The sequence below is a fragment of the Streptomyces mirabilis genome, assembly GCF_018310535.1.
GTDB lineage: Bacteria > Actinomycetota > Actinomycetes > Streptomycetales > Streptomycetaceae > Streptomyces.
On sequence record NZ_CP074102.1, the window covers coordinates 5,716,907 to 5,742,533 of the forward strand.

23 protein-coding genes and 2 tRNA genes are annotated in these 25,627 nt (G+C 68.5%); 19 read left to right on the forward strand and 6 right to left on the reverse strand.

Going from position 1 to position 25,627, the window contains the following annotated elements; all coding sequences use genetic code 11:
* Nucleotides 1-21: 21 nt before the first annotated feature.
* A complete protein-coding gene (locus SMIR_RS25220) occupies nucleotides 22-1,515 on the reverse strand; it encodes an amino acid permease (RefSeq protein ID WP_212727413.1) in 1,494 nt (497 codons plus the stop codon).
* Between the two features lie 238 nt (nucleotides 1,516-1,753).
* Between SMIR_RS25220 and SMIR_RS25225 the strand changes: the two genes are divergently transcribed.
* Both SMIR_RS25225 and SMIR_RS25230 read left to right on the forward strand, forming a co-directional pair.
* Nucleotides 1,754-2,242 (forward strand): ribose-5-phosphate isomerase, encoded by a 489-nt coding sequence (locus SMIR_RS25225; protein WP_067370189.1) that lies wholly within the window; start codon nucleotides 1,754-1,756, stop codon nucleotides 2,240-2,242.
* 406 nt (nucleotides 2,243-2,648) lie between these two features.
* Nucleotides 2,649-3,458, forward strand: a complete 810-nt coding sequence (locus tag SMIR_RS25230; protein WP_168491528.1) for an Fpg/Nei family DNA glycosylase — start codon at nucleotides 2,649-2,651, stop codon at nucleotides 3,456-3,458.
* Nucleotides 3,459-3,483: 25 nt separating this feature from the next.
* Here SMIR_RS25230 and SMIR_RS25235 read toward each other — a convergent pair whose 3' ends face one another.
* Nucleotides 3,484-4,713 (reverse strand): GNAT family N-acetyltransferase, encoded by a 1,230-nt coding sequence (locus tag SMIR_RS25235; protein ID WP_168491526.1) that lies wholly within the window; start codon nucleotides 4,711-4,713, stop codon nucleotides 3,484-3,486.
* A gap of 150 nt (nucleotides 4,714-4,863) precedes the next feature.
* Between SMIR_RS25235 and SMIR_RS25240 the strand changes: the two genes are divergently transcribed.
* Nucleotides 4,864-6,036 (forward strand): PP2C family protein-serine/threonine phosphatase, encoded by a 1,173-nt coding sequence (locus tag SMIR_RS25240; RefSeq protein WP_168491524.1) that lies wholly within the window; start codon nucleotides 4,864-4,866, stop codon nucleotides 6,034-6,036.
* A 192-nt stretch (nucleotides 6,037-6,228) separates the two neighbouring features.
* Nucleotides 6,229-6,684, forward strand: a complete 456-nt coding sequence (locus SMIR_RS25245) for an HD domain-containing protein (RefSeq protein WP_248002918.1) — start codon at nucleotides 6,229-6,231, stop codon at nucleotides 6,682-6,684.
* 86 nt (nucleotides 6,685-6,770) lie between these two features.
* Here SMIR_RS25245 and SMIR_RS25250 read toward each other — a convergent pair whose 3' ends face one another.
* Nucleotides 6,771-7,973, reverse strand: a complete 1,203-nt coding sequence (locus tag SMIR_RS25250) for an acyltransferase family protein (protein ID WP_168491522.1) — start codon at nucleotides 7,971-7,973, stop codon at nucleotides 6,771-6,773.
* Nucleotides 7,974-8,615: 642 nt separating this feature from the next.
* Between SMIR_RS25250 and SMIR_RS25255 the strand changes: the two genes are divergently transcribed.
* Nucleotides 8,616-8,810: a hypothetical protein gene (locus tag SMIR_RS25255; protein WP_054231893.1), complete on the forward strand. Its 195-nt coding sequence runs from the start codon at nucleotides 8,616-8,618 to the stop codon at nucleotides 8,808-8,810.
* Nucleotides 8,811-9,160: 350 nt separating this feature from the next.
* Here SMIR_RS25255 and SMIR_RS25260 read toward each other — a convergent pair.
* Nucleotides 9,161-9,234, reverse strand: a tRNA-Gly gene (locus SMIR_RS25260).
* Between the two features lie 152 nt (nucleotides 9,235-9,386).
* Here SMIR_RS25260 and SMIR_RS25265 point away from each other — a divergent pair.
* The 5 genes from SMIR_RS25265 (at nucleotide 9,387) to clpX (ending at nucleotide 14,442) form a co-directional block, all read left to right on the forward strand.
* Nucleotides 9,387-9,463, forward strand: a tRNA-Pro gene (locus SMIR_RS25265).
* A gap of 259 nt (nucleotides 9,464-9,722) precedes the next feature.
* Nucleotides 9,723-11,129 carry a trigger factor gene (tig, locus tag SMIR_RS25270; protein ID WP_168491520.1) on the forward strand — a complete coding sequence of 469 codons (1,407 nt, stop codon included), beginning with the start codon at nucleotides 9,723-9,725 and terminating at the stop codon, nucleotides 11,127-11,129.
* A gap of 441 nt (nucleotides 11,130-11,570) precedes the next feature.
* The gene (locus tag SMIR_RS25275) at nucleotides 11,571-12,176 is read left to right on the forward strand and encodes an ATP-dependent Clp protease proteolytic subunit (RefSeq protein ID WP_054231895.1); all 606 of its coding nucleotides are present in this window, start codon (nucleotides 11,571-11,573) and stop codon (nucleotides 12,174-12,176) included.
* Nucleotides 12,177-12,314: 138 nt separating this feature from the next.
* Entirely contained in the window at nucleotides 12,315-12,995 is a 681-nt protein-coding gene (locus tag SMIR_RS25280; RefSeq protein WP_054231896.1) for an ATP-dependent Clp protease proteolytic subunit, read from the forward strand.
* Between the two features lie 160 nt (nucleotides 12,996-13,155).
* Nucleotides 13,156-14,442, forward strand: coding sequence for an ATP-dependent Clp protease ATP-binding subunit ClpX (gene clpX / locus SMIR_RS25285; protein WP_054231969.1), 1,287 nt, complete (start codon nucleotides 13,156-13,158; stop codon nucleotides 14,440-14,442).
* Between the two features lie 89 nt (nucleotides 14,443-14,531).
* Here the strand turns inward: clpX and SMIR_RS25290 are convergent, their stop codons facing one another.
* Complete coding sequence (locus SMIR_RS25290) at nucleotides 14,532-15,524, reverse strand: hypothetical protein (RefSeq protein WP_168491518.1); 993 nt, start codon at nucleotides 15,522-15,524, stop codon at nucleotides 14,532-14,534.
* Between the two features lie 86 nt (nucleotides 15,525-15,610).
* Complete coding sequence (gene tnpA / locus SMIR_RS25295) at nucleotides 15,611-15,937, reverse strand: IS200/IS605 family transposase (RefSeq protein ID WP_168491515.1); 327 nt, start codon at nucleotides 15,935-15,937, stop codon at nucleotides 15,611-15,613.
* Nucleotides 15,938-15,978: 41 nt separating this feature from the next.
* On the opposite strand from tnpA, the gene SMIR_RS25300 reads away from it, so the two are divergent.
* From SMIR_RS25300 to mreD, 9 genes are all read left to right on the forward strand, one after another.
* Complete coding sequence (locus tag SMIR_RS25300) at nucleotides 15,979-16,332, forward strand: transposase (RefSeq protein WP_283959586.1); 354 nt, start codon at nucleotides 15,979-15,981, stop codon at nucleotides 16,330-16,332.
* A gap of 5 nt (nucleotides 16,333-16,337) precedes the next feature.
* Nucleotides 16,338-16,898, forward strand: coding sequence for a zinc ribbon domain-containing protein (locus SMIR_RS44970; protein ID WP_422664524.1), 561 nt, complete (start codon nucleotides 16,338-16,340; stop codon nucleotides 16,896-16,898).
* A complete protein-coding gene (locus SMIR_RS25310) occupies nucleotides 16,895-19,519 on the forward strand; it encodes a valine--tRNA ligase (protein ID WP_168491509.1) in 2,625 nt (874 codons plus the stop codon). Before SMIR_RS44970 ends, SMIR_RS25310 begins: the two co-directional genes overlap by 4 nt.
* Nucleotides 19,520-19,900: 381 nt before the next feature.
* A complete protein-coding gene (gene folC, locus SMIR_RS25315) occupies nucleotides 19,901-21,442 on the forward strand; it encodes a bifunctional tetrahydrofolate synthase/dihydrofolate synthase (protein WP_168491507.1) in 1,542 nt (513 codons plus the stop codon).
* A gap of 5 nt (nucleotides 21,443-21,447) precedes the next feature.
* Nucleotides 21,448-21,801 (forward strand): DUF4233 domain-containing protein, encoded by a 354-nt coding sequence (locus tag SMIR_RS25320; RefSeq protein WP_168491505.1) that lies wholly within the window; start codon nucleotides 21,448-21,450, stop codon nucleotides 21,799-21,801.
* A 167-nt stretch (nucleotides 21,802-21,968) separates the two neighbouring features.
* Complete coding sequence (gene ndk / locus SMIR_RS25325) at nucleotides 21,969-22,382, forward strand: nucleoside-diphosphate kinase (RefSeq protein WP_054231901.1); 414 nt, start codon at nucleotides 21,969-21,971, stop codon at nucleotides 22,380-22,382.
* Between the two features lie 417 nt (nucleotides 22,383-22,799).
* Complete coding sequence (locus SMIR_RS25330; protein ID WP_081217257.1) at nucleotides 22,800-23,819, forward strand: rod shape-determining protein; 1,020 nt, start codon at nucleotides 22,800-22,802, stop codon at nucleotides 23,817-23,819.
* Nucleotides 23,820-23,973: 154 nt separating this feature from the next.
* The gene (mreC, locus tag SMIR_RS25335) at nucleotides 23,974-24,912 is read left to right on the forward strand and encodes a rod shape-determining protein MreC (protein ID WP_101405177.1); all 939 of its coding nucleotides are present in this window, start codon (nucleotides 23,974-23,976) and stop codon (nucleotides 24,910-24,912) included.
* Between the two features lie 13 nt (nucleotides 24,913-24,925).
* Nucleotides 24,926-25,591 carry a rod shape-determining protein MreD gene (gene mreD, locus SMIR_RS25340; protein ID WP_101405178.1) on the forward strand — a complete coding sequence of 222 codons (666 nt, stop codon included), beginning with the start codon at nucleotides 24,926-24,928 and terminating at the stop codon, nucleotides 25,589-25,591.
* Nucleotides 25,592-25,627: the final 36 nt, after the last annotated feature.

Below are 25,627 nucleotides of genomic sequence, written 5' to 3' on the forward strand. Positions count from 1 at the left end.
CCGGATTCGGCGTCCGGGTGCTCAGGCCTCCGACGTGGCGTCGACCGGCTCCCCGGCGCCCACCGGCGCGCTGACGCCCGCCGACTCGGTCGCTGCGGAGCCGCCGAGCTTCTGCTTCACGAAGGCGATCGCGAGCACGATCGCGGCGACGAGCAGCGACAGCAGTACGGTCTCGCGTCCGTCGTGTTCCGTGTCGGTCAGCATGTAGCCGAGGACGAAGACGATCAGCGCGGCCGTCGCCCAGGTCAGGTAGGGGTACAGCCACATCTTCACGACCAGCTTCTCCGGCGACTCGCGCTGGATGATCTTCCGCATCCGCAGCTGCGAGAAGCAGATGACCAGCCAGACGAACAGGGCGACCGCGCCGGAGGAGTTGACGAGGAAGAGGAAGACCGAGTCCGGGAACTTGTAGTTGAAGAAGACGGCGACGAAGCCGAAGACGACCGAGACGACGATCGCGGCCATCGGCACACCGCGCGAGGTGGTCTTCGCGAACACCTTGGGCGCGTCGCCCCGCTCGCCGAGCGAGAACGCCATCCGGGAGGCCGTGTAGAGCCCGGAGTTCAGGCAGGACAGCACGGAGGTCAGCACGATGAAGTTCATGATCTGACCGGCGTGCGCGATGCCGAGGGAGTCGAGGGCGGCGACGTAGGAGCCCTTGTCCTTGATGGAGGGGTCGTTCCACGGCAGCAGGGACACGACGACGAGGATCGAGCCCAGGTAGAAGACGCCGATGCGCCAGATGATGCTGTTGGTGGACTTGGTGACGGCCCGCTGCGGGTCCTCGGACTCACCGGCGGCGAGGGTCGCGATCTCGCTGCCCATGAAGGAGAAGACGACCAGGAGCACACCGGTGAGGATCGCGCCGGGCCCGTGCGGCAGGAAGCCGCCGTGGTCGCTCAGATTCCCCAGGCCGGCCTTCGGGGCGTCGACACCCGGCAACACGCCGAAGATCGCGAGCGCGCCGACGATGATGAACGCGCCGATCGCCACGACCTTGATCCCGGCGAACCAGAACTCGAACTCACCGTAGGAGCCGACGGAGACCAGGTTGGTCGCGGTGAGCACGACCATCACGATGAGCGCCCAGCCCCACTGCGGTACGCCGGGCATCCAGCCTTCGAGGATCTTGGCTCCCGCGGTCGCCTCGACGGCGAGCACGACCACCCAGAAGAACCAGTACAGCCAGCCGATCGAGAAACCGGCCCAGCGCCCGAGCGCGCGGTCCGCGTGCGCGGAGAACGAACCGGAGGTCGGGTTCGCGGCGGACATCTCGCCCAGCATCCGCATCACCAGCACCACGAGCGTGCCGACGAGGGCGTAGGAGAGGAGGATTCCGGGGCCCGCGGTGGCGATACCGGAGCTGGAGCCCACGAAGAGGCCGGCTCCGATGACGCCACCGATGGCGATCATGGTCAGATGGCGGTTCTTGAGTCCGGCCTGGAGGCCTGAACCGGGTTCTCCGATGCCTCCGTGGCCGCTTGCGGCCTTTGTGGGGGTCGGCTGCGAGGTCATGAAGGGGATTCCTTTGCGCCGGGTGAGCAGATTTCCGTACGAGCGGTGTACGGACCCGAGCGAGTCCTTGTAGGGACCCTGTAACGAGCCGGTCCAGTGAATCGGAGGCAAAGGAATTCGTGAACCTTTGAATCCGGATCGTTACTTGAGGTTTCCTTGAGGTTTGTAGCCTTGCTCACAGTTTTCGCTGGCGGCACCCGGCGAGGCCGATCCGAAACAGCCGTGTCACACTCGAACCATGCGCGTGTATCTCGGCTCCGATCATGCCGGTTTCGAACTCAAGAACCACCTCGTCGAGTGGCTCAAGGCCGCCGGGCACGAGCCCGTCGACTGCGGGCCCCTCATCTACGACGCCCAGGACGACTACCCGCCGTTCTGCCTCCGCGCGGCGGAGCGTACGGCGGCCGATCCCGAGGCCCTCGGCATCGTGATCGGCGGCTCCGGCAACGGGGAGCAGATCGCGGCGAACAAGGTGGACGGGGTCCGTGCCGCGCTCGCCTGGAGCGAGGAGACGGCGTCGCTGGGCCGTCAGCACAACAACGCCAACGTGGTGGCGGTGGGTGCGCGTATGCACTCCGAGGAGGAGGCGACGAAGTTCGTGGAGGTGTTCCTCTCCACGCCCTTCTCCGGTGACGAGCGCCACATCCGCCGCATCGACATGCTCTCGGCCTACGAGAAGACCGGCGACCTCCCGCCCGTCCCACCCCACCACCCCCAGCAGGCCTGAGTCCTCGACCGCTGGTGGGTGGGGGTTGCTCGCGCAGTTCCCCGCGCCCCCTACGGGACCGGGGCTGCGCCCTGGATCCCCGCCCGCCCGAAGTTCCTCGGCCGCGGGCCGGTGGGGGCTGGTCGCGCAGTTCCCCGCGCCCCTGAAAGCCTCCAGCCCGCCCGACGTTCCAGGACGAGGCCGGAGGTCGATGCCCCACCCGCCCCGGCCGGGCCGCATCTTCAGCCCGCCCGGCGTTTGAGGGCGAGGCCGTTCAGGCCGATGCTGGGGTCCAGGGGGCGCAGCGCCCCTGGCGGGGGCTGGGGCGGAGCCCCACAAGGATGGGACGGGTCGGGGCGGCGGGGGCGAGACACCCCTCCCCGAGTCGTCCGCGCCGTAGAAGACACTGCCGCACGAGGAGGACCCCGTGCCCGAGGGGCACACGATTCACCGGCTGGCCGAGGACTACGAGGCCAGGTTCGCAGGCGGGCCCACCCGCGTCACCAGCCCCCAGGGCAAGTTCACCGACGCCGCCGCCCTCCTCGACGGCACCCCCCTCGAACACGCCGACGCCCACGGCAAACACCTCTTCCTCGCCTTCCGCGCCGCCGACTGGATCCACATCCACCTCGGCCTCTTCGGCAAGGTGAACTTCGGCGACGCCCCCGCCCCGCCCCCCACCGGCACGGTCCGCCTCCGCCTCGCGAACGCCACGTCGTACGTCGACCTCCGCGGCCCCACCACCTGCGCCCTGATCACGGACGACGAGAAGCAGGCGATACACGCCCGCCTCGGCCCGGACCCCCTCCGCGCCGACGCGGACCCGTCGGCGGCGTACCGCCGCGTCTCCCGTAGCCGTACGACGATCGCCGCGCTCCTCATGGACCAGAAGATCATCGCGGGTGTCGGGAACGTCTACCGCGCAGAAGTCCTCTTCCGGCACGGCATCGATCCGTATCGCACGGGGAAGGACATCACCCCGACGCAGTGGGACGCGATCTGGACGGACCTGGTGGCACTCATGCGCGAGGGCGTCCGCAACAACCGCATCGACACCGTCCGCCCGGAACACACCCCGCAGGCCATGGGCCGCCCACCGCGCGTGGACGACCACGGCGGCGAGGTGTACGTGTACCGCAGGGCCAACCTGCCCTGCCACATCTGTGGCGGCGAGATCCGCACCGCCGATCTCGCCGCCCGCAACCTCTTCTGGTGCCCGACCTGCCAGAACCGCTGAACCGGGTTCGGTCCCCTCCGGGGGGCTAGAACCCGTGCGGCAACCAGGGCGCGACCGCCGACGAGAAGCCCACCGAGGCCTCCGAGAGCGCGCCCTGCCGCAGCTCCCGCACCCGCCCCGCCGCCGCGAGCGAGGCCAGGGACACCCCGCCGAGATACGCCGCCCCCAACTCCCTTACGGACAGCGCGAGATCGGCGGCGTCCGACGTACGCACACAGGTCGCGCCCTTGGTGTCCCCGGTGAGCCGCCAACGCCCCTCGTTCCAGGGGTAGAACACGTCCTCCACCTCGAACACCACGTCCACCGGCGCCTGATACGTCCGCGCCTCCAACGCGGCACCGACGTCCACGAGCCGCACGTGCAACGCGTCCCGCATCCGCACCGCGCAGCGGCGGATGTCGGACACCATGTACTGCCACGCCTCGTCGACGGGGCGACCGAGGGCGTGCACCGTGGACGTCAGGTCGATCTCGAAGAGGAACCGCCACAGCGCCGCGTGCGCTGCCGGGTCGAGCGCCTCCAGTTGGTCGAGGCGGACGGTGAACCCGGCCCCGCGGTGGTCGCCGTCCCGCTTGATCCGGTACCGGGCGTAGCCCACGACCTCGTCGTCCCGCTCGGCGATCACGCACTGCAACGGCGACGCGCCGTCCCGCTCGCTCTCCGGGTCGAGCAGCATCGCCCGGTCCCAGCCGGGCCGCCGCGCCAGCATGCCGGCCCGGCCCGGGACCAGCCGCGCGTACACCGCTTCGCAGGCGTCGAGTACGTCGGCCGGTGCGGCGTACCGCAGACGTACGTCATCGGTGCCGGGCGGTACGGACAGTCGTACCCGGGTCGTGTCGATCTCGACGTTGTACTGGTGGGTCGCGATGCCGTAGCCGAACCGGCCGTAGATCACCGGCTCCGACGCGGTCAGCACGGCCAGCGGTTCGCCCCATGAGCGGATGTCGTCCAGCTGCCGCCGCATCATCGATGTGAGCAGCCCGCGCCGCCGGTGGGTGGCCGCGACGCTCACCATCGTGATGCCCGCGGCCGGTACGGAGGTGCCGCCGGGGACGGTGACCCGGAAGGAGAACGCCCCCGCGGTGCCCACACACTGGTCGCCGTCCCAGATCCCCAGGAAACGGTCGTACTCTGTGAGCGCGTTCATCACCTCGCGCTCCTCGGACGACTCCGGTACGCCCCCGAACGCGCGGACCAGGTTGTCGTACCACGTGTTCCACTCGGGCTGCCGCAGCACCCGCAAGTCAGTCGTCATATGCCATGCCTACCAGGGCAATGCGGTACGAGCGAGGGAATTTCCCCCACCTCCGGAGGCGCCGTTCACTGTGATGTTGAGCGCTCGGACGGGGGACAAGTGGGACCTCCCGTGCCAAGCACCTGGTCCGATGGATAGGGTCCCGAACTAATGGCAGCAGGACGAGAGCGGCGCGCGGAAGCCGAGACGTTCACGGCCCGGTTGAAGAAGCAGTGGCACCGGGCCCGCATCGGCGTGCGCAGATCCGCCGTCGACTATTTCCGCGGTGACGGTTCGGACTGGATCGCACTGGCGGGTCTGCTGCTGACCATCCCCGTGATCGCGGCCACGACACTGATGAACTCGGTCTGGTGCTCCCCGGCCGCGCTGGTCCTGCCGATCGTGGCGGGCGGCCTCCTGCTGCGCCCCGCCAGCCTGCTCGGCCTGTACGCGGCCGCCGCCACCGCGCTGATAGTGGAGTCCGTGAAGCTGGGCCCGTACACCGAGGGTCCCTCCCGGGTCACCCCTGGCGTGGTCCTGGTGGTCGCGGCCTGCGGATTCTTCGGCCTGCTGATCGCCCAGTTCCGCAGCCGGGTCGGCGTGCCCTGGCGGCGCGGCGGCACCATGCTCTTCGACCTGCGCGAACGCATCCGGGTGCAGAGCAAGCTGCCGAGCCTGCCGTTGGGCTGGCACCGGGAGATGGCGTTGCGCCCGGCGGGCGGTCAGTCGTTCTCGGGGGACTTCGTCGTGGCCGCACGTACGAACGGCGGCCGAACCGTCGAAGTCGTCCTGACGGATGTGTCCGGAAAAGGTATGGATGCGGGGTCGCGTGCCCTGCTCCTCTCCGGGGCCTTCGGCGGTCTCCTGGGATCGCTCCCACCCCACGCCTTCCTCCCCGCAGCGAACGGCTACCTCCTGCGCCAGGACTGGGACGAGGGCTTCGCCACGTCGATCCACCTGGTCCTGGACCTGGACTCCGGCGACTACGAACTCTTCTCCGCCGGGCACCCGCCGGGCCTTCAGCTCAGTGCGGGCAGCGGGCGCTGGGAGGAGAAGGCCGCGGAGGGTCCGCTCCTCGGGGTCTACGACGGTGCCCAGTTCGACCCCGTCAAGGGTTCCCTGCGGCCCGGGGACGTCCTGATGCTCTTCACGGACGGTCTGGTGGAAACCTCCGACCGTGACATCGTCGAGGGCATCGACCGCCTCACCGGCGAGGCCGACCGCTATGTCGCGGGCGGCTTCCACGGCGCCGCGTGGCACCTCATCGAGGCGGTCGCCAAGGACGTCAACGACGACCGTGCCCTCCTCCTGATCTGCCGAGAGGGCCCCACGGCAACCCGCTGACGACGGCCCTGGGTTCGGCCGCGGGCTTGCTGCGGGCCGGTGGGGGCTGGTCGCGCAGTTCCCCGCGCCCGGGCACGGACCGTACATCCCGCCCCTTTTGTGCGGGTCCTTCGCCGGGGCGGTTGTCATGCTCGGTCTGACGGCGGTCACCGTCCCCGCCCGCGCGGCGCTGCGGCGGGAGACACTGGAGGAGTGACGCAGACTCTCCTGACCCTGGCCGAAATAGAGGCCCTCGCCCGTACGGCGCACGCCGCCCAGACCGACAAGGCGGGGCGGCCGTACGCCGAGCACCTGCAGGCCGTCGTGGATGGGGTCCGTGAGCGCGGGGGCGACGATGAGCAGATCGCGGCGGCCTGGCTGCACGACGCCGTCGAGGACGACGTGCTCTCCGAGGACTGGTTGCGCGAGGCCGCGCTGACCGGGCGGACGAAGGACATCGTGCTGGCGCTGACCAAACGCGAGGGAGAGCCCCCGGAGTCGTACGCGAAACGCATTCGTACGACTCCGGGAGCTCTCGTGGTCAAGGCCTCGGACCTGGCGCACAACGCCGATCCGGCCCGGCTCGCGGTCCTCGACGAGCACACCCGCGCGCGGCTGACCAAGAAGTACGCCGCGATGCGGGCGCTGCTGGGACTGCCGCCGGGCTGACGGTGGCCATGCCGGGTCGGCGGTGGTTACGCCGGGCTGACGGTGGTTACGCCGGGCTGACGGTGGCTACGCCGGGCTGACGGTGGCTACGCCGGGGTCTTGGCCCGTTCGCGGGCCAGCTCCGTGGCGTCCCGCTTGAACGCCCACTCCATGCTGGGCTCCATCGCGAAGCGGAAGACCCGCCGGACCGGCGCCGTGCACAGCAGGGTGACGGCCACGCCCGCGACGAGGGTCACGAAGATCTCGCCGAGCGGCCGGTGCAGCCACTTGTGGTCGAACCAGCCCCAGTAGTCGCCGCCCTTGACCAGGAAACCGTGCAGCAGATAGCCGTACAGCGTGCCCGCGCCGAGCGCCGTGAACCACATCCTGCGGCGCGGCACCCAGGCGAAGAAGCACGCGGTCAGCACCAGCGAGCAGCCGAGGAGGGCGAGCACCATCACGGGGCCGACCCACCAGGGGACACCCAACTCCTGGGCGCTGTCGCGGTGGTAGAACCAGCCGGGGTTCATCCGCGGTACCGCCCACCAGCTCACGACCAGCGCGGCGGCGAACACCGGCACCGTCAGGATGCGCACCTCGCGGCGGCGCACCAGCTGGAAGTGCTCGGGCTTCATGCACAGGCCCAGCACGAAGAACGGCAGGAACTGGAGCGTCCGCTGCAGATCCAGGTCGTCACCGATGGACGGTGAGGTGGTCGCGAGCATGGCCACGAGGAGCGCGAGCGGAAGCGGCCAGCGGACCAGCTTCCACAGCGGCGTCGTCAGCCGCCAGATGAACAGCGCGCACAGGAACCAGGTGAGGAACCAGGGGTCGAGCAGGCTGACCGGCAGCGAGGGATCGTCGTCGGCCCAGCGCTTGAAGAGGACGTACGCCACTTCGAAGACGACGTACGGCACGGCGACACCGGTGACCAGCCGCTTCAGCCGGTCGGCGCGCATGTCGAAACTGCGGGAGAAGTAGCCGGAGATGATGATGAACGCCGGCATGTGGAAGGCGTACACGACCATGTACGCGGCTTCGAGGATGCGGCTTTGACCCTTCAGGGGCTCCCAGGCATGGCCCATGGCCACGAGCACGATCGCCAGGTACTTGGCGTTGTCGAAGAAGGCGTCACGCGGTTTGCCGGGCTGGGTGGCGGCGGCGGTGGCGGCCGTGGCGCCGGCCGGCTTCGAAGTCCGGTCGGACGGTCGGCTCGGGGCTGAGCGCGAGGTCGGCACTCCCTCCACCGGCCGCTCTGCCGGGGGGAGCGGCGTGCGACGGGGCCCGTTCTGGTGGAGCGAGTTCGTCACGGACCCTCCCACCAGGAACCGCGGGGAGCGGAGGGAGCGGGGGAGACGATCCAGGACCTTGCTGCTCTTGCGGGGGACGAGGCGGCTTGGAACATCTGAGGCACCCTAGCGTTGTCTGTGTGTCTTCGTAAAACTCCTGGCGTTATTCCTGCTTATCACGTGTGAGTTCGTCCGTGAGTAACGTTTCGAGTACCTCGGATTCGAGGATTACCCCTTACTGCATGCGGCAGTTGCGGGGCCGTTCTGTCCGCATTCGTCACGACTAATTGGTGCATAACACTCGCGGGCGACTCTGGTGAAATGTCCAGCCTTCGGCGTCTTCGGGTCATCTTCCGGGTACCCTCCGGGGTTTCTTCGCCGCGCCTGTGGCAACAATTCGAAATTCCTGCGAACGGGATGTGTGGACACGGCAACGATCCCTCTGGATTTCCCCTACGGGCGCACCGTCGAATTACCGTACGGGGCCGCGCAGTTGGTCCGCCCCGGGACACTGGGGGAAGGCGGCTTCCCGGCGGTCCCGACCGACGATGTGTCACCTGCGGCATACGGGGGCCGGGTTGGTGGCACGATGGTTCTGGCGGGGGTGTGTGGGGCTGCACCCCCGGGCCGGGAGAGCGGACCGACCGTAGGGTGTGATCAGTTGTGGCCATCTCGCTGTCAGTGGTACTGCTGTTGGCGATCATCCTCGTGGTGCTGATCCGAGGGGGATCGATCAAGGCGGGGCCCGCCATCGTCGCGGTGCTCTTCGGCTTCTTCCTCGCGTCGACCGGAATGGCTCCGTCCATCCAGCGGTTCCTCGACTCGATAGCGCAGACGATCAACTCGATCAGTTTCTGATCTCCGGGAGGGACGGGCCGACGCCTTCCCGCCCCCATTCGTGGACGCGGACCCCGACGGCCGCGCCCGGGGCCGACCGCGCTCTCCACGCCGGCTTGATCAGTGATCCGAGATCCGACCGACCGGGAAATCGATCGACGATCCGACCGACCGGCAAATCGATCGACGATCCGACCGACCGGCAAATCGATCGACGATCCGACCGGTCGCCAGAACGATCGGCGATCCGACCGGCCGGGAAAACGATCGACGATCCGACCGGTCGCCAGAACGATCGGCGATCCGACCGGCCGGGAAAACGATCAGGGCCGGGCCGGAGGAGTGATCCTCCGGCCCGGCCCTGAGCCGTATGGAGCGGGCGACGGGAATCGAACCCGCGTAGCTAGTTTGGAAGACTAGGGCTCTACCATTGAGCTACGCCCGCACAGAGAGCGCCGCAGGTCAGTGACCCCGGCACAGGAGGCATCGTAGCGGGTCGCACCCCATCCCCGCACACCCCGTTCCGCGACCCCATGGACGCTCGTGAAATGCGGCAGCCGCGCTGTCTCCGGGCATGTACCCTACGTGTCGCACCGACGGGGTGTGGCGCAGCTTGGTAGCGCGTCCGCTTTGGGAGCGGAAGGCCGTGGGTTCAAATCCCGCCACCCCGACCACCAGCCGGTTCCGGCGACACGTCAGGCCACGGATCAGGCGAGAGAACAGACGCCCCACGGCCGATGGCCGGGATCGCAAGATCGCCTTTTGGGGCGTGTACCGCCTGCGGTTACTATGCAGGTTGCGCGCCCGTGTGTCTGCACTGTTACGTCTCTCAAGGGCCGCGAATCCGCTGAGGCTCTGCCCGATCTCGGCAGAAACAAACAGCAGAACCCCGCAGCAGTACCCCCAAGAAGTCAGCCACAAGGAGACCGAACCGTGAAGAGCGCCGTGGAGAACCTGAACCCGACTCGGGTTCGGCTCACTGTTGAGGTGCCCTTCGAGGAGCTCAAGGACAGCCTCGACGCGGCGTACAAGAAGATCAACCAGCAGGTCACGGTGAAGGGCTTCCGGAAGGGCAAGATCCCGGCGCGCGTCATCGACCAGCGGTTCGGTCGCGGCGCCGTGCTCGAAGAGGCCGTCAACGACGCGCTCCCGAAGTTCTACACCGAAGCGGTCAACGAGGCTGAGCTGAACGTCCTCGGCCAGCCCGAGGTCGACATCACGGAGCTGAAGGACGGCGAAACGCTGAACTTCACCGCCGAGGTCGACGTCCGCCCGACCATCGAGATCCCGGACTACTCCGGCATCGAGGTCGAGGTCGACGCAGTCGAGGTCGCCGACGAGGACGTCGAGAAGGCCGTCGAGGAGCTCCGTGAGCGCTTCGCGTCCACCTCGCCGGTCGAGCGCGCCGCCCAGGACGGCGACGTCGTCACGATCGACCTGGAGGCCAAGGTCGACGGAGAGGTGCTGGAGGACGGCGTCGCCTCCGACGTCTCCTACACCATCGGCTCCGGTGAGCTGCTGGACGGCATCGACGAGGCCGTGAAGGGCCTGGAGGCCGGTGGCGAGGCCACCTTCGCCTCCGAGCTCAAGGGCGGCTCGGCGGCCGGCAAGGAGGCCGAGGTCACCGTCAAGGTCACCCAGGTCGCCGCGCGCGAACTGCCCGAGCTGGACGACGACTTCGCGCAGCTCGCCTCCGAGTTCGACACCCTCGACGAGCTCAAGGCGGACAGCCGCAAGCGCCTCGAGAACATGAAGCAGTACGACCAGGCCACGCAGGCCCAGGAGCGTGTCCTGGAGAAGCTGCTCGAGCTGGTCGAGGTCCCGGTCCCCGAGAAGCTGCTCGAGGACGAGATCAACACCCGTAAGCACAACCTCGAGCACCACCAGCTCGGCCAGATGGGCCTCGACCTCGCGAAGTACCTGGAGATCCAGGGCAAGACCGAGGAGGAGTTCGACGCCGAGACCAAGGAAGCGGCGATCAAGGGCATCAAGACCCAGTTCGTCCTGGACGAGCTCGTCAACAAGGAGAAGCTGAACGTCAACCAGGAGGAGCTCACCGAGCACCTCATGCGGCGTGCGGCCTCCTCCGGCATGTCCCCCGACCAGTTCGCCCAGGCGGTCGTCGAAGGCGGCCAGGTCCCGATGCTGGTCGGCGAGGTCGCCCGCGGCAAGGCCCTCGCGGTCGTCGTCGAGGCCGCCACGGTCAAGGACACGAACGGCGAGGTCGTCGACCTCGACGACGAGGAGGACGAGACCGAGTCGGCCACCGAGGTCGTCGCCGAGGTCACTGACGGTGACGAGGCCTCCGCCGAGACTTCCGAGGAGAAGCCCGAGGCGTAAGCCCACGGCGCTTCAACAGCTCTACGACGGGCCCCCGGGGACTTCTTGCCCCCGGGGGCCCGTCGGCCTTCGGGGGCGCGAGGAACTGCGCGAGCAACCCACGACAGGCCGCACCCGCCGTTGGACCGCCCGTGGCGGACGCGATCGCGACTTTGTGCGCGGGGGGAGGGGGCGGATCGCGCCGTTCCCCGCGCCCCCGACGGGGCGCAGCTCCGCCAAACCCCCTGTCCAACCCAGCGGAGCGCATGCGCTCACAGCGAACAGTTCCTTCTGCGGGATTCCCCGGAGGGACCCGCGCGTTAGGGTCCATGAATACGAGGGCAGGGGAGTCCCCGAAGCCGCCCCGGGCGGTTGTCGCACCGGGGTCCCACGCCCCCAGCAGAAGACGTGAGACGGCCCGGCGCCGTCGTAAGACGAGCAGGTGGATACGTGACGAATCTGATGCCCACAGCTGCCGGCGAACCCTTCGGTGGTGGCCTCGGCGACCAGGTCTACAACCGACTGCTCGGCGAGCGGATCATCTTCCTCGGCCAGGCGGTCGACGATGACATCGCCAACAAGATCACGGCGCAGCTGCTGCTCCTTGCCGCCGACCCGGACAAGGACATCTACCTCTACATCAACAGCCCCGGCGGATCGATCACGGCCGGCATGGCGATCTACGACACCATGCAGTTCATCAAGAACGACGTGGTGACGATTGCCATGGGCATGGCGGCCTCGATGGGTCAGTTCCTGCTCAGCGCGGGCACCCCCGGCAAGCGCTTCGCCCTGCCGAACGCCGAGATCCTGATCCACCAGCCCTCGGCCGGCCTGGCGGGCTCCGCGTCGGACATCAAGATCCACGCCGAGCGGCTGCTGCACACCAAGAAGCGGATGGCCGAGCTGACCTCCTTCCACACCGGTCAGACGGTCGAGCAGATCACTCGTGACTCGGACCGCGACCGCTGGTTCGACCCGATCGAGGCCAAGGAGTACGGCCTCATCGACGACATCGTGCCCACCGCTGCCGGTATGCCGGGCGGTGGCGGCACCGGGGCGTCGTAAGCCCCTCAGTGCCCCCAGGGCGGCGCGTGGCCCCTGTGCCGCCCTCCGGGCGCACCCAGTGCCCCGGAGCGGCGCAGACGGCCCTCCAGCGCCCCCAGCCGACCGCCCCAGGCTCTTACAGGCTCTTCAGGAGACACAGTGAACGACTTCCCCGGCAGCGGCCTCTACGCCCGCACGCAGGCCGAGTACACCGGTCCTCGTGCGGAGTCCCGCTACGTCATCCCGCGCTTCGTCGAGCGCACCTCGCAGGGCGTGCGTGAGTACGACCCGTACGCGAAGCTGTTCGAGGAGCGCGTGATCTTCCTCGGCGTGCAGATCGACGACGCCTCCGCCAACGACGTCATGGCGCAGCTGCTGTGCCTGGAGTCGATGGACCCCGACCGTGACATCTCGGTCTACATCAACAGCCCCGGTGGCTCGTTTACGGCCCTCACGGCCATTTACGACACGATGCAGTTCGTGAAGCCCGACATCCAGACGGTCTGCATGGGTCAGGCCGCCTCGGCCGCCGCGATCCTGCTGGCCGCCGGTACGCCGGGCAAGCGCATGGCGCTTCCGAACGCCCGCGTGCTGATCCACCAGCCCTACAGCGAGACCGGCCGCGGCCAGGTCTCGGACCTCGAAATCGCCGCGAACGAGATCCTCCGGATGCGTGCGCAGCTGGAAGACATGCTGGCCAAGCACTCGACCACGCCGATCGAGAAGATCCGCGAGGACATCGAGCGCGACAAGATCCTCACCGCTGAGGACGCGCTGGCCTACGGCCTGATCGACCAGATCATCTCCACCCGCAAGATGAACAGTTCCGCGATCGTCTGACGTATCGCTGTATCGTCTGCCGCTCCTTGGTGTGGTTCACGACAAAGTGAACCGCGCCAAGGGGGGCCCGAACGGGGGGCTCGGCAAGGTACCGTCGGACATAAGGCAGCACCAGGAGCCGCTGGACCTAGGCGTCTCCCAGGCGAAGGGGAAGCACACCGTGGCACGCATCGGTGACGGCGGCGATCTGCTCAAGTGCTCGTTCTGTGGCAAGAGCCAGAAGCAGGTCAAGAAGCTCATCGCAGGCCCCGGTGTGTACATCTGCGACGAGTGCATCGATCTCTGCAACGAGATCATCGAAGAAGAACTCGCGGAAACGAGCGAGGTCCGCTGGGAGGAGCTCCCGAAGCCCCGCGAGATCTACGAGTTCCTCGAGGGGTACGTGGTCGGCCAGGAGTCGGCCAAGAAGGCCCTCTCAGTCGCGGTGTACAACCACTACAAGCGGGTCCAGGCCGGTGAGAACGGCGGCGGTCAGAACCGGGACGACGCCATCGAGTTGGCGAAGTCCAACATCCTCCTGCTGGGCCCCACGGGCTCCGGCAAGACTCTGCTCGCCCAGACGCTCGCGCGCATGCTCAACGTCCCGTTCGCCATCGCCGACGCGACGGCGCTGACGGAGGCGGGGTACGTCGGCGAGGACGTCGAGAACATCCTGCTGAAGCTCATCCAGGCGGCCGACTACGACGTCAAGAAGGCCGAGACGGGCATCATCTACATCGACGAGATCGACAAGGTGGCCCGTAAGAGCGAAAACCCGTCGATCACGCGAGACGTGTCCGGCGAGGGCGTCCAGCAGGCGCTGCTCAAGATCCTGGAGGGCACGACGGCCTCCGTTCCGCCCCAGGGCGGACGCAAGCACCCCCACCAGGAGTTCATCCAGATCGACACGACGAACGTCCTGTTCATCGTGGGCGGCGCCTTCGCGGGCCTGGAGAAGCTCATCGAGTCGAGGGCGGGTGCCAAGGGCATCGGCTTCGGCGCGACGATCCGCTCCAAGCGCGAGCTCGAGTCCAAGGACCAGTTCGAGGCCGTCATGCCCGAGGACCTGGTGAAGTTCGGCATGATCCCCGAGTTCATCGGCCGACTGCCCGTCATCACCTCGGTCCACAACCTCGACCGGCCGGCGCTCCTCCAGATCCTCGTGGAGCCGCGCAACGCGCTCGTGAAGCAGTACCAGCGCCTGTTCGAACTCGACGGCGTGGAGCTGGACTTCGAGCGCGAGGCCCTGGAAGCCATCGCCGACCAGGCGATCCTCCGCCAGACCGGCGCGCGCGGCCTGCGCGCCATCATGGAGGAGGTCCTCCAGGCGGTGATGTACGAGGTTCCCTCGCGCAAGGACGTGGCGAGGGTCGTCATCACGGCGGACGTCGTCCTGTCCAACGTCAACCCGACGCTGATCCCGCGCGACGCCCGCGGGCGCGGCCCGGGCGAGCAGAAGACGGCGTAACCGCCACCGCACGGACGTAGGGCGAAGGGGCCCTGGTCAACCGACCGGGGCCCCTTCGCCGTTGCTGTGCTCGCGGTTGACGCGTGCGGTCAGATCTTGACGCGGACGTCGTTGCGGAGCTTGGCGGCGGTGGCGGCCGCGTCGTCCAGCGAGCCGCTCTTGCCGGTGAGGAAGGCGGCGATGTCGACCGAGGTGACGGAGGCGACCGTGCTGTGGTCGCCCCAGACGCACAGGGGCACCTTCACGGTCTTGGGAGCGCCGGCCGTCGAGGTCGACGATTCGGTGTTCGTGATCTCGGCCGCCTGGCACTTCAGGATGCCGTTGCTGAAGCCGGAGGGCTTGAACTCCTGCGGGCTGCCGAGCAGCTTGCCCTTGGTGTTGTCCTTGCTCTGGTCCTTCTCGGACTCCGTCTTCAGCTTGGCGAACATGGCGTCGACGACGGCCTCCGGGTCGTCGATGGTGCCGTACACACCGCTGAAGGACAGGTTCTTCGCGGTCAAGCCCGTGCCGTTCGCGTAGCCCGCGCCGGCGTCCTTGGCGTTCTTCACGCCCCACTTCTCGAAGTCCTTGATGTCGCTGTCGGACATCGTGGGAGTGTCACCGGAACTGTCGGACTTCTTGTACGTGCCGTTGATGACCGTCGCGGGCGTCGTCAGCTTGTGCGGGCCGTCGTCCGCGACCGAACCGCTGCCGCTGCCACCACCGATGACGAGATAGGCCGCCACGGCGATCGCGGCGACGACCGCGACCGCGCCGATGATGAGCGCCGTCTTCTTCTTGCCGCCGCCGGGCGTGGGCGGCTGCGGGGCGCCGTAGGCCTGCTGGCCGTAGGGAGGCTGCTGCCCGTAAGGGGGCTGCTGACCGTACCCGGGTTGCTGACCGTACGGGGGAGTCTGGGGCGGGACGCCCTGGGGAGCCTGGGGGTAGCCGTAGCCGGGCTGCGGAGGAGCCTGCTGCGGGTAGCCGTAACCGGGCTGGGGTGCCTGCGGCGGCTGGCCGTAAGGGCCCTGCTGCCCCGGCTGACCGTATGGTCCGGGCTGCTGGGGCGGCCCGCCGTACGGGCCCGGCTGGTTGTAGCTCATCTCTGGGTTCCCCTCCAGATGCTTATGTGTTCCTGACATCTTGACGGAAGGGCGAAGGGTGCGGGACACGTGGGGTCTATTGATGCCTAGTTGTTGACAGGCTGTTCCAGACGTTCGACGTACTGGTCGAACTTGGCGGACGAGTCCGCGCCGACAGAAGCGGCGGAGTACGTCTTCGACCACACATGTCCTTTTATGTCTTGTGAACGCCGTATGGCCCTAGCTGTAGCTCCTCTGAGTTGCTTGGCCAGGTTTGCCACGGAAACGTAATCCGGATAGCTGACGGTTACGTGGATGAGGTCGGCCTGGCCGTGAAACTCCTCTATCCCCGCGTCGAGTTGCCGCGCCGCCTCGCGCATCGTGTGTTCGGTGAGTGATTGCAGCTCGCCGGTGAGAACGGGCCGGTGTCGCATCGTTGTCAACGCCAGGGGGCCGCTGGTACGTCAGCTTCGGCGTGCACATCGGGAGGACGGCAACGCCACCGAATGGGCATCCGTCGGTTGGAGTGGACTTCGGGGTGAAGCAAGCGGCGTACCTGTCCGACGAGACGGAGCCACGGCTCATGCCCCAGACGCTGACGGAGGGCGAGAAGCAGAGGCTGACCGGACTCGAACGCCGCAAGGAGCGGCAGATCGTGCAAGCCAAGAAGCATCGAGGAGGCGGATTCAGCAACCGCTTACGAAGGACGCTCCGCTCCATCGCGGAGCTCAAGGCCCGACAGGCCCGTCGACGCCTGGACTTCACACATAAGCTCACTGCAACCTGGCCAAGAACCACGGCCTGGTCGCCATCGAAGATCTTCGTGTGAAGCAGATGACGCGGAGTGCGAGCGGTACGCGCGCCAAACCCGGCGTGCACGTCTCTCGGAAAGCCGCCCTGAACCGGGCCATCCTCGACAATCTGCCGGGGGAGCGGCGCCGCCGGCTCGTCTACGAATGCCCGGCCTACGGATCTGCCTTCATTCTGGTGCACCCTGCGAGGACCTCGCAGGCGTGCGGAGTCTGCCACCTCCGGGGCCCTGCGTCGCGTGTCAGCCGCGACACGTTCATCTGTACTGGGTGCGGGCACACCGACGACGCGGATCGCAATGCCTCGGTCGTGATCCTCACCAGCGCCCTTCGTGCTTCGAAGGGCACTGCCATTGCCGCAGGACATTGCGGTGAACAGCACGCACCGGCAGGCCATGCCCGGCCTGCGATGCCCCGCACCCGTGCCGGGCGCACGCGTGAACCCCTGAACCCCTCATCCGGGACGGCCCGTCTTCCAGTGGATGTCGAGGGCTGCAAGGAATCCCAGCAGGTCACTGCAGGGAGGATGTCAAGAAAGAATCGCGTTTCGGGACAGGGGCGCGGCACCTCTAAACTGGCCCCGTGACCGAGAACTCTCAGCAGCCGCAATCAGCGCCCACTTCCGAACTGCCGACCCAGTACGCGCCGGCCGACGTAGAGGGGACGCTGTACGAGCGCTGGGTAGAACGCGGTTACTTCGAGGCGGACGCGAAGAGCGACAAGCCGCCCTACACCGTCGTCATCCCGCCGCCGAACGTCACGGGCAGCCTGCACCTCGGGCACGCCTTCGAGCACACCCTCATCGACGCCCTCACCCGCCGCAAGCGCATGCAGGGCTACGAGACGCTGTGGCAGCCCGGCATGGACCATGCCGGCATCGCCACGCAGAACGTCGTCGAGCGGGAGTTGGGCAAGGAGGGCAAGTCCCGCCACGACCTGGGCCGGGAGGCCTTCGTCGAGCGTGTCTGGCAGTGGAAGGCCGAGTCCGGCGGACAGATCTCCGGCCAGATGCGCCGCCTCGGCGACGGTGTCGCCTGGTCCCGCGAGCGTTTCACCATGGACGAGGGTCTGTCCCAGGCCGTCCAGACCATCTTCAAGAAGCTCTACGACGACGAGCTGATCTACCGCGCCGAGCGCATCATCAACTGGTGTCCGCGCTGCCTCACGGCGATCTCGGACATCGAGGTCGAGTACCAGGACGACGACGGCGAGCTGGTCTCCATGAAGTACGGGGAGGGGGACGACACGATCGTCGTCGCCACCACCCGTGCCGAGACCATGCTCGGTGACACCGCCGTCGCCGTGCACCCCGACGACGAGCGCTACAAGCACCTCGTCGGCAAGAACATCCGCCTCCCGCTCACCGAGCGTTTCATCCCGGTCGTCGCGGACACCCACGTCGACCCGGAGTTCGGCACGGGCGCGGTCAAGGTCACCCCGGCCCACGACCCGAACGACTTCGAGATCGGCCAGCGCCACAACCTGCCGAACATCGCCGTGATGGACGAGCACGCGGTCATCACGGTCCCGGGTCCGTTCCAGGGCCTGGACCGGCTGGAGGCCCGCTCCGCCATCGTCGCCGCGCTGCGCGCCGAGGGCCGGATCGTCGCCGAGAAGCGGCCGTACGTCCACTCGGTCGGCCACTGCTCGCGCTGCAAGACCACCATCGAGCCGCGGCTGTCCATGCAGTGGTGGGTCAAGGTCGGCCCGCTCGCCAAGGCCGCCGGTGACGCGGTCCGTGACGGCCGGGTCAAGATCCACCCGCAGGAGATGGAGAAGCGGTACTTCGACTGGGTCGACAACCTCCACGACTGGTGCATCTCGCGGCAGTTGTGGTGGGGCCACCGCATTCCGGTCTGGTACGGCCCGAACGGCGAGGTCGTCTGCGTTGGTCCCGACGACGAGGCCCCGACCGGCGAGGGCTGGCACCAGGACACCGACGTCCTCGACACCTGGTTCTCCTCCGGCCTGTGGCCCTTCTCGACCCTCGGCTGGCCCGAACAGACCGAGTCGCTCGCGAAGTTCTACCCGAACTCCGTCCTGGTCACCGGCTACGACATCCTCTTCTTCTGGGTCGCCCGGATGATGATGTTCGGCCTGTACGCGATGGACGGCACCCCGCCGTTCCACACCATCGCCCTGCACGGCATGGTCCGCGACCAGTTCGGCAAGAAGATGTCGAAGTCCTTCGGCAACGCGGTCAACCCACTGGACTGGATGGACAAGTACGGCTCGGACGCGCTCCGGTTCACGCTCGCGCGCGGCGCCAACCCCGGTGTCGACGTCCCGATCGGCGAGGACTGGGTCCAGGGCTCGCGCAACTTCGCCAACAAGATCTGGAACGCCACCCGCTTCGCGCTGATGAACGGCGCGACGGTGGAGGGCCCGCTGCCGGACGCCTCGGAGATGTCGGCGACCGACCGCTGGATCCTCTCCCGTCTCAACGCGACGGTCGCCGAAGTCGACGCGCTCTACGACGACTTCCAGTTCGCCAAGCTCTCGGACGTCCTGTTCCACTTCGCGTGGGACGAGGTCTTCGACTGGTACGTCGAGCTGTCCAAGACGACGTTCATGGCGGGCGGCGAGCCGGCGAAGGTCTCCGGGCGTGTCCTGGGCGAGGTCCTCGACGTCACCCTCCGCCTCCTCCACCCGATCGTCCCCTTCGTCACCGAGACGCTGTGGACGACGCTGACCGGCGGTGAGTCGGTCGTCATCGCCGACTGGCCGACCGACTCCGGTTTCCGCGACGCGGGCGCCGAGCGTGAGATCGAGACGCTTCAGCAGGTCATCACGGAGGTCCGCCGCTTCCGTGCCGACCAGGGGCTGCAGCCCGGCCAGCGCGTCCCGGCCCGCCTCACGCTGGACGGCACCGCCCTCGCCCCGCACGAGGCGGCCATCCGCCAGCTGCTGCGGCTGCAGCCGGAGGGCGAGGCCTTCGCGGCCACGGCGACGCTTCCCGTCGGCGGGGCCACGGTGGCGCTCGACCTCTCCGGCACGATCGATGTCGCGGCCGAGCGCAAGCGGCTCGCCAAGGACCTCGCCGCCGCCGAGAAGGAGAAGGCCCAGGCGAACGCCAAGCTCGGCAACGAGGCGTTCCTCGCCAAGGCGCCGGACCAGGTCGTGGACAAGATCCGTACGCGGCTCGCCAAGGCGGACGAGGACATCGCCCGCATCCAGGCCCAGCTGGAACGCCTCCCGGTGGCGTAACGGCTCTGTCGCAGGTGAACGAAGGCCCCCGGGACCTCACTGGTCCCGGGGGCCTTCGGCGTCCGTCGTCTGCGGATGGGTGCGGGGCTGGTCGCGCAGTTCCCCGCGCCCCTGAGGCGGGGCTTCGCCCCGCATCCCCCGCCCACCGGATTCGTTTGGCCGCGGGCCGGTGGGGGCTTGGCAAGCCTGGGACGCCGGGGCGCAGCCCCGTGCCCCAGGGCGCGGGGAACTGCGCGACCGGCCCCCACTCGCCCGCAGCCGAAGAACCCGCAGCCGAAGAACCCGCCTCGGGGGTCTGGGGGCGGAGCCCCCGGGGACGGGACGGGTAGGGGCGGCGGGGGCGAGAGACTCGGGGCGGGTTCGGCTCCGTAGACTGGCAGCGTGAGTGAGCTCCCCCCGCACGACAGCAGCGAGTCAGACGAGCCGGATCCCAGCGACCCGCACGGTCTCTTCGACGAGATCGTCGCGGCCGAGACCGACCGAGACCCCGACCTCGCGGTGATCGCGGCCGGCAGCCGCACCCTGCGCGCCCAGGGCGCCGACGCGGGCCGGCAGGCCGACGTGCCCGTGCGCCCGGCCGACCCCGAGGTCGACAAGGCGCTGCGCGAGGTGGAGGCCGAGCTCGCCGGCCGCTGGGGCGAGACCAAGCTGGAGCCCTCCGTCAGCCGGATCGCCGCGCTGATGGACGTCCTGGGCGAGCCCCAGCGCGCGTACCCCTCGATCCACATCACGGGCACGAACGGCAAGACCTCCACCGCCCGCATGATCGAGGCCCTCCTCGGCGCCTTCGAGCTGCGTACCGGCCGGTACACCAGCCCCCACGTCCAGTCGATCACCGAGCGGATCAGCCTCGACGGCGCCCCGATCCCCGCCGAGCGGTTCATCGAGACGTACAACGACATCAAGCCGTACATCGAGATGGTCGACGCACAGCAGGAGTACCGGCTGTCGTTCTTCGAGGTGCTCACCGGCATGGCGTACGCCGCCTTCGCCGACGCCCCCGTCGACGTCGCCGTCGTCGAAGTCGGCATGGGCGGCAGCTGGGACGCCACCAACGTGATCGACGGTGACGTCGCCGTCGTCACCCCCATCGACCTCGACCACACCGACCGGCTCGGCGAGACGCCCGGCGAGATCGCCACCGAGAAGGCCGGCATCATCAAGCAGGACGCGACCGTGATCCTGGCTCAGCAGCCGGTGGACGCGGCCCAGGTGCTGCTGAAGAAGGCCGTGGAAGTCGACGCGACCGTGGCCCGGGAGGGCCTGGAGTTCGGGGTCGTCGCCCGGCAGGTCGCCGTCGGCGGGCAGCTCATCACACTGCGCGGGCTCGGTGGTGAGTACGAGGAGATCTTCCTGCCGCTGCACGGTCCCTACCAGGCGCACAACGCCGCCGTGGCGCTCGCCGCGGTCGAGGCGTTCTTCGGTGTCGGCGCGGCGCACGCCCAGCGGCTCGACATCGACACCGTGCGCAAGGCCTTCGCCTCCGTCACCTCGCCGGGCCGCCTCGAGGTCGTACGGCGCTCGCCGACCGTCGTCCTGGACGCCGCGCACAACCCGGCGGGCGCCCGTGCCACCGCCGAGGCCGTGGGCGAGGCCTTCGACTTCAGCCGGCTGATCGGCGTCGTCGGTGCGAGCGGCGACAAGAACGTGCGGGGGCTGCTCGAAGCCTTCGAGCCGATCTTCGCCGAGGTCGTGATCACCCAGAACTCCAGCCATCGCGCGATGGACGCCGACGAGCTCGCCGGTATCGCCGTCGAGATCTTCGGCGACGATCGGGTGCAGGTGGAGCCGCGGCTCGACGACGCGATCGAGGCGGCGATCACGCTGGCCGAGGAGGAGGGCGAGTACGCGGGCGGCGGCGTTCTCGTGACCGGCTCCGTCATCACCGTCGGCGAGGCCCGACTGCTCCTGAGGAGGGGCTGACCGCTGTGCGTACGCTCTGTGCTTCCACTCTGATCGGCGAGTTCTTCGTCATCGGCTTCGCCGGGCTCGTCGCCATGAAGGATCCCGATCTGTCCCTGGCCACGGTGTGGACGGTCAGCGGGATCTTCATGGCGGTGAGTGTGCTGCTCTGCGGGATGATCACCCGGCCCGGGGGTGTCCAGCTCGGCTGGGTCCTGCAGATCGCGCTGATCGCCAGCGGTTTCGTCGTGGGGTCGATGTTCTTCCTGGGGGCGATCTTCGCCGCGCTGTGGTGGGCCTCGGTGCACTATGGGCGGAAGATCGACGAGGCCAAGGCGAGGTTCGCTGCGCAGACGGAGGCGGGCGGGAACCCGGCGTAGGCTTTTTCGCCCTGCGCAACCAGCTCCCACCCGCCCGCAGTTGAAGAACCCCGAAGAACCCGGTGGAACCCCGAACGCCCCGCCCACCTGACTCTGCGTAACACCCACCCAGACACGCCCTGTAGCCTCGGTCACCCGCACACTTGTGACCCGAAGGAGCCACCACCGTGAGCCAGCGCACCCTCGTCCTCCTCAAGCCCGACGCCGTCCGTCGCGGCCTGACCGGCGAGATCATCAGCCGCATCGAGCGCAAGGCCGGCTGGCAGATCACCGCGCTGGAGCTGCGCACACTGGACCAGGACACGCTGGAGCAGCACTACGGCGAGCACAAGGGCAAGCCGTTCTACGAGCCGCTGGTGGAGTTCATGGCGTCCGGCCCGGTCGTGGCGCTGGTCGTCGAGGGCGAGCGGGTCATCGAGGGCGTGCGCGCGCTCGCCGGCCCCACCGACCCCATCGCCGCCGCCCCCGGTTCCATCCGCGGCGACTACGGTGTGATCGTCCGCGAGAACCTGATCCACGCCTCCGACTCCGAGGAGTCCGCCGAGCGCGAGCTGAAGATCTTCTTCCCCGGCCGCGTCTGACACCTCCTCGCAGTCGCGTCCGAGTCACTTCCCGGACACTTCCGAGTCGCGCCCGAGCCGCCGTCCAAGTCGCGTCGACGCCGCACAGACATCACGATTACAAGATGTTCTTGTAACGGCTTGCAAAGGCTTGTAAAGGACTTACGTCCCGGCCCGATGCCTGATCGGGGACGGCCGTGGAAATTCCGGCCGTCCCGCGGCATATGCGTGCCGATCGGGGGAACGCGTGCCCCCGTTGGGCCGTCTCCACAAGCGGGGCGGCGCCACGCATGCTGACAATGGCGAAGACCCTCGCGCAGTGTTCGTGCAGGCGCGTCTACGATGGAGACCTTCACGTCACTGCACCCACCTCGCCGTTCCTAAAAAGCCGTCAAAGCTCCGCTTGGGAAGGCCAGACGAATCCTGATGGGGAACTCAATGTCGTTCATCGGCCGTGACATGGCTGTCGACCTCGGGACCGCCAACACGCTGGTGTACGTCAGGGGTCGCGGGATCGTACTCAACGAGCCGTCCGTCGTCGCGATCAACACCAACACCGGTGGCATCCTCGCGGTCGGCGCGGAGGCGAAGAAGATGATCGGGCGGACCCCCGGCAACATCGTTGCCGTGCGTCCACTGAAGGACGGTGTCATCGCCGACTTCGAGATCACCGAGCGCATGCTCCGCTACTTCATTCTGAAGATCCACAAGCGGCGCTATCTCGCCCGTCCCCGTGTCGTCGTCTGTGTGCCCTCGGGCATCACGGGTGTCGAGCGCCGTGCCGTCATCGAGGCGTCGTCCCAGGCCGGCGCTCGCCAGGTGCACATCATCGAGGAGCCCATGGCCGCGGCCATCGGCTCCGGCCTGCCGGTCCACGAGGCCACCGGCAACATGGTGGTGGACATCGGCGGCGGCACCACGGAGGTCGCGGTCATCTCGCTCGGCGGCATCGTCACCGCCCAGTCCATCCGTGTCGCGGGCGACGAGCTGGACAACGCGATCATCCAGCACATCAAGAAGGAGTACAGCCTCCTTCTCGGTGAGCGCACCGCCGAACAGATCAAGATCACGATCGGTTCGGCGTACGACCTGGACACCGACGAGCACACCGAGATCCGCGGCCGGGATCTCGTCTCCGGGCTGCCCAAGACCGTTGTCATCTCCGCGGCCGAGGTGCGCAAGGCGATCGAGGAACCGGTCAACGCGATCGTCGACGCCGTGAAGACGACGCTCGACAAGTGCCCGCCGGAGTTGTCGGGTGACGTGATGGACCGCGGAATCGTTCTGACGGGCGGCGGGGCGTTGCTGCGCGGCCTCGACGAGCGCCTGCGCCGCGAGACCGGTATGCCGATCCACATCGCCGAGGACCCGCTGGACAGCGTGGCGCTCGGCTCCGGCAAGTGCGTCGAGGAATTCGAGGCGCTCCAGCAGGTTCTGGACGCCCAGCCGCGCAGATGAGGTAACTCTTCGATTCCGCCGTACGGGATGATCGCTTCTCGTGCGGCGGATCGTTGATATTGAGGCATAAGCTCCCCCATAACACCCTTGGGCGTCAGCACTCGCTCGGGGTGCGTTCCTGTTGACACCGACGAGGAAGGCACGGCCGCCGCACGTGAGGGACACACGAGAGAGCCGGCTGCTCCTGGTGCTGCTGATCGCCATCGCGTTCGCTTTGATCACGGTGGACATCCGTGGTGGACAGGACTCACCGGTCCAGGGTGCCCGCCAGGCCGCCGCGGCGGTCTTCGGCCCGATCGAGAACGGGGTGTCCTCCGCGGTCGACCCCGTCGGCAACGCGATCGCCGCGGTCCGCGACTCGGACAGCCGACACGATCGCATCGCCCAACTCGAGCATGACAACACGGCGCTGAAGGCCAAGCTCGGCAGTGACGACCGCAATCGCAGCCGTCTCAACCAGCTCGACAAGATGCTGAAGATGGCCGGCGCCGGACAGTACGGCATCAAGGGCGCCGAGGTCATCGCCATAGGAGCCGCCCAGGGCTTCTCCTGGACCGTGACCATCGACGTCGGCAGCAACGACGGTATCCAGCGCGACATGACGGTCCTGAACGGCGACGGGCTCGTCGGTCGCGTCACCACCGTCGGTCCGGACACCGCCACGGTGCTGCTCGCCAACGACCCCGATTTCACCGTCGGTACGCGGATGGAGTCCAGCGACGAGCTCGGATTCGCCTCCGGTCAGGGTGACCGCCCGCTGCGGGTGGAGATGCTCAACGGCAAGGCGAAGATCAAGAAGGGGGACCGGCTGGTCACCTTCGGCTCGCAGGCCGACAAGCCCTTCGTGCCCGGCGTCCCGGTCGGCGTGGTCTCCCGTGTCGACCCGTCGGGCGGCGACCTGACCCGCACGATCTACGTCACGCCGTACGTCTCGTTCTCGAAGCTCGACATCGTCGGTGTCGTCGTAGAGGCCCCCCGCAAGGACCCACGTGACACGGTGCTGCCGGCCAAGCCCAAACCGACGCCCACGCCGACCGTGACCGTGACGGTCACCCCCTCGGCGTCCGAGCCCGTCACCGGCCAGACGCCGTAGGAGCTGAATCCCCATGCGTTTCAATCGGATGCTGCTCTCCGCCACTCTGGTGGTGGTCGCCCTGGTGATCCAGGTGAGCGTCCTCGCCCGTCTCCACCTCCCGGGCGCCGTCCCGGACCTCGTCCTGCTCACCGTGCTGGCCCTCGCCATGGTCTACGGCCACGTCGGTGGCGCCCTCATCGGCTTCGCCGCCGGTCTGCTCGCCGACCTCGCCCCGCCCGCCGACCACGCCGCCGGGCGCTACGCCCTCGTGCTGTGCGTCATCGGCTACCTCGCGGGGCTGGCGAAGCCGGAGAACGGCCAGCTCAAGTCGGCGACCGGCCCGATGGCCGTGGTCGTCGCCGCCGCGATCGGCTCCACCCTGCTGTACGCCGGTGTCGGCGCCCTCGTCGGCGACACCGCCGCCCGCCATGTGGGCCTGGGCAGCCTGCTGTTCACGGCCGCCCTGTACGACCTGCTGCTCGCGCCGTTCGTGGTTCCGGGGCTGATGGCCCTGGCCCGGCGCTCCGAGAGCAATCCGCTGGCCGATTCCAACAGCGCCAAGGCCGCCGACGTCTCCTCGGGCTGGCTGGCCTCCGGCACCGGCCTGCGCATCGGCAGCCAGCGCGGCCACCGGGTCAAGGCCGCCCGGGCGCGCGTCGCCCGCGCGGGGCGCATCAAGGGGGTCAAGCGCCTGTGAGGGCAAGACAGTTGTCCGACCCCGGGGTCGAGGCCT

What these genes read in the sequence shown, in the direction of transcription:
- tnpA (WP_168491515.1), bottom strand. Translation starts at nt 15,937, where the DNA reads ATGCGACACCGGCCCGTTCTCACCGGCGAGCTGCAATCACTCACCGAA.
- mreD (WP_101405178.1), top strand. Translation starts at nt 24,926, where the DNA reads ATGCGTTTCAATCGGATGCTGCTCTCCGCCACTCTGGTGGTGGTCGCC.
- SMIR_RS44970 (WP_422664524.1), top strand. Translation starts at nt 16,338, where the DNA reads ATGACGCGGAGTGCGAGCGGTACGCGCGCCAAACCCGGCGTGCACGTC.
- SMIR_RS25275 (WP_054231895.1), top strand. Translation starts at nt 11,571, where the DNA reads ATGCCCACAGCTGCCGGCGAACCCTTCGGTGGTGGCCTCGGCGACCAG.
- SMIR_RS25235 (WP_168491526.1), bottom strand. Translation starts at nt 4,713, where the DNA reads ATGACGACTGACTTGCGGGTGCTGCGGCAGCCCGAGTGGAACACGTGG.
- SMIR_RS25220 (WP_212727413.1), bottom strand. Translation starts at nt 1,515, where the DNA reads ATGACCTCGCAGCCGACCCCCACAAAGGCCGCAAGCGGCCACGGAGGC.
- SMIR_RS25225 (WP_067370189.1), top strand. Translation starts at nt 1,754, where the DNA reads ATGCGCGTGTATCTCGGCTCCGATCATGCCGGTTTCGAACTCAAGAAC.
- SMIR_RS25240 (WP_168491524.1), top strand. Translation starts at nt 4,864, where the DNA reads ATGGCAGCAGGACGAGAGCGGCGCGCGGAAGCCGAGACGTTCACGGCC.
- SMIR_RS25290 (WP_168491518.1), bottom strand. Translation starts at nt 15,524, where the DNA reads ATGAGCTACAACCAGCCGGGCCCGTACGGCGGGCCGCCCCAGCAGCCC.
- SMIR_RS25330 (WP_081217257.1), top strand. Translation starts at nt 22,800, where the DNA reads ATGTCGTTCATCGGCCGTGACATGGCTGTCGACCTCGGGACCGCCAAC.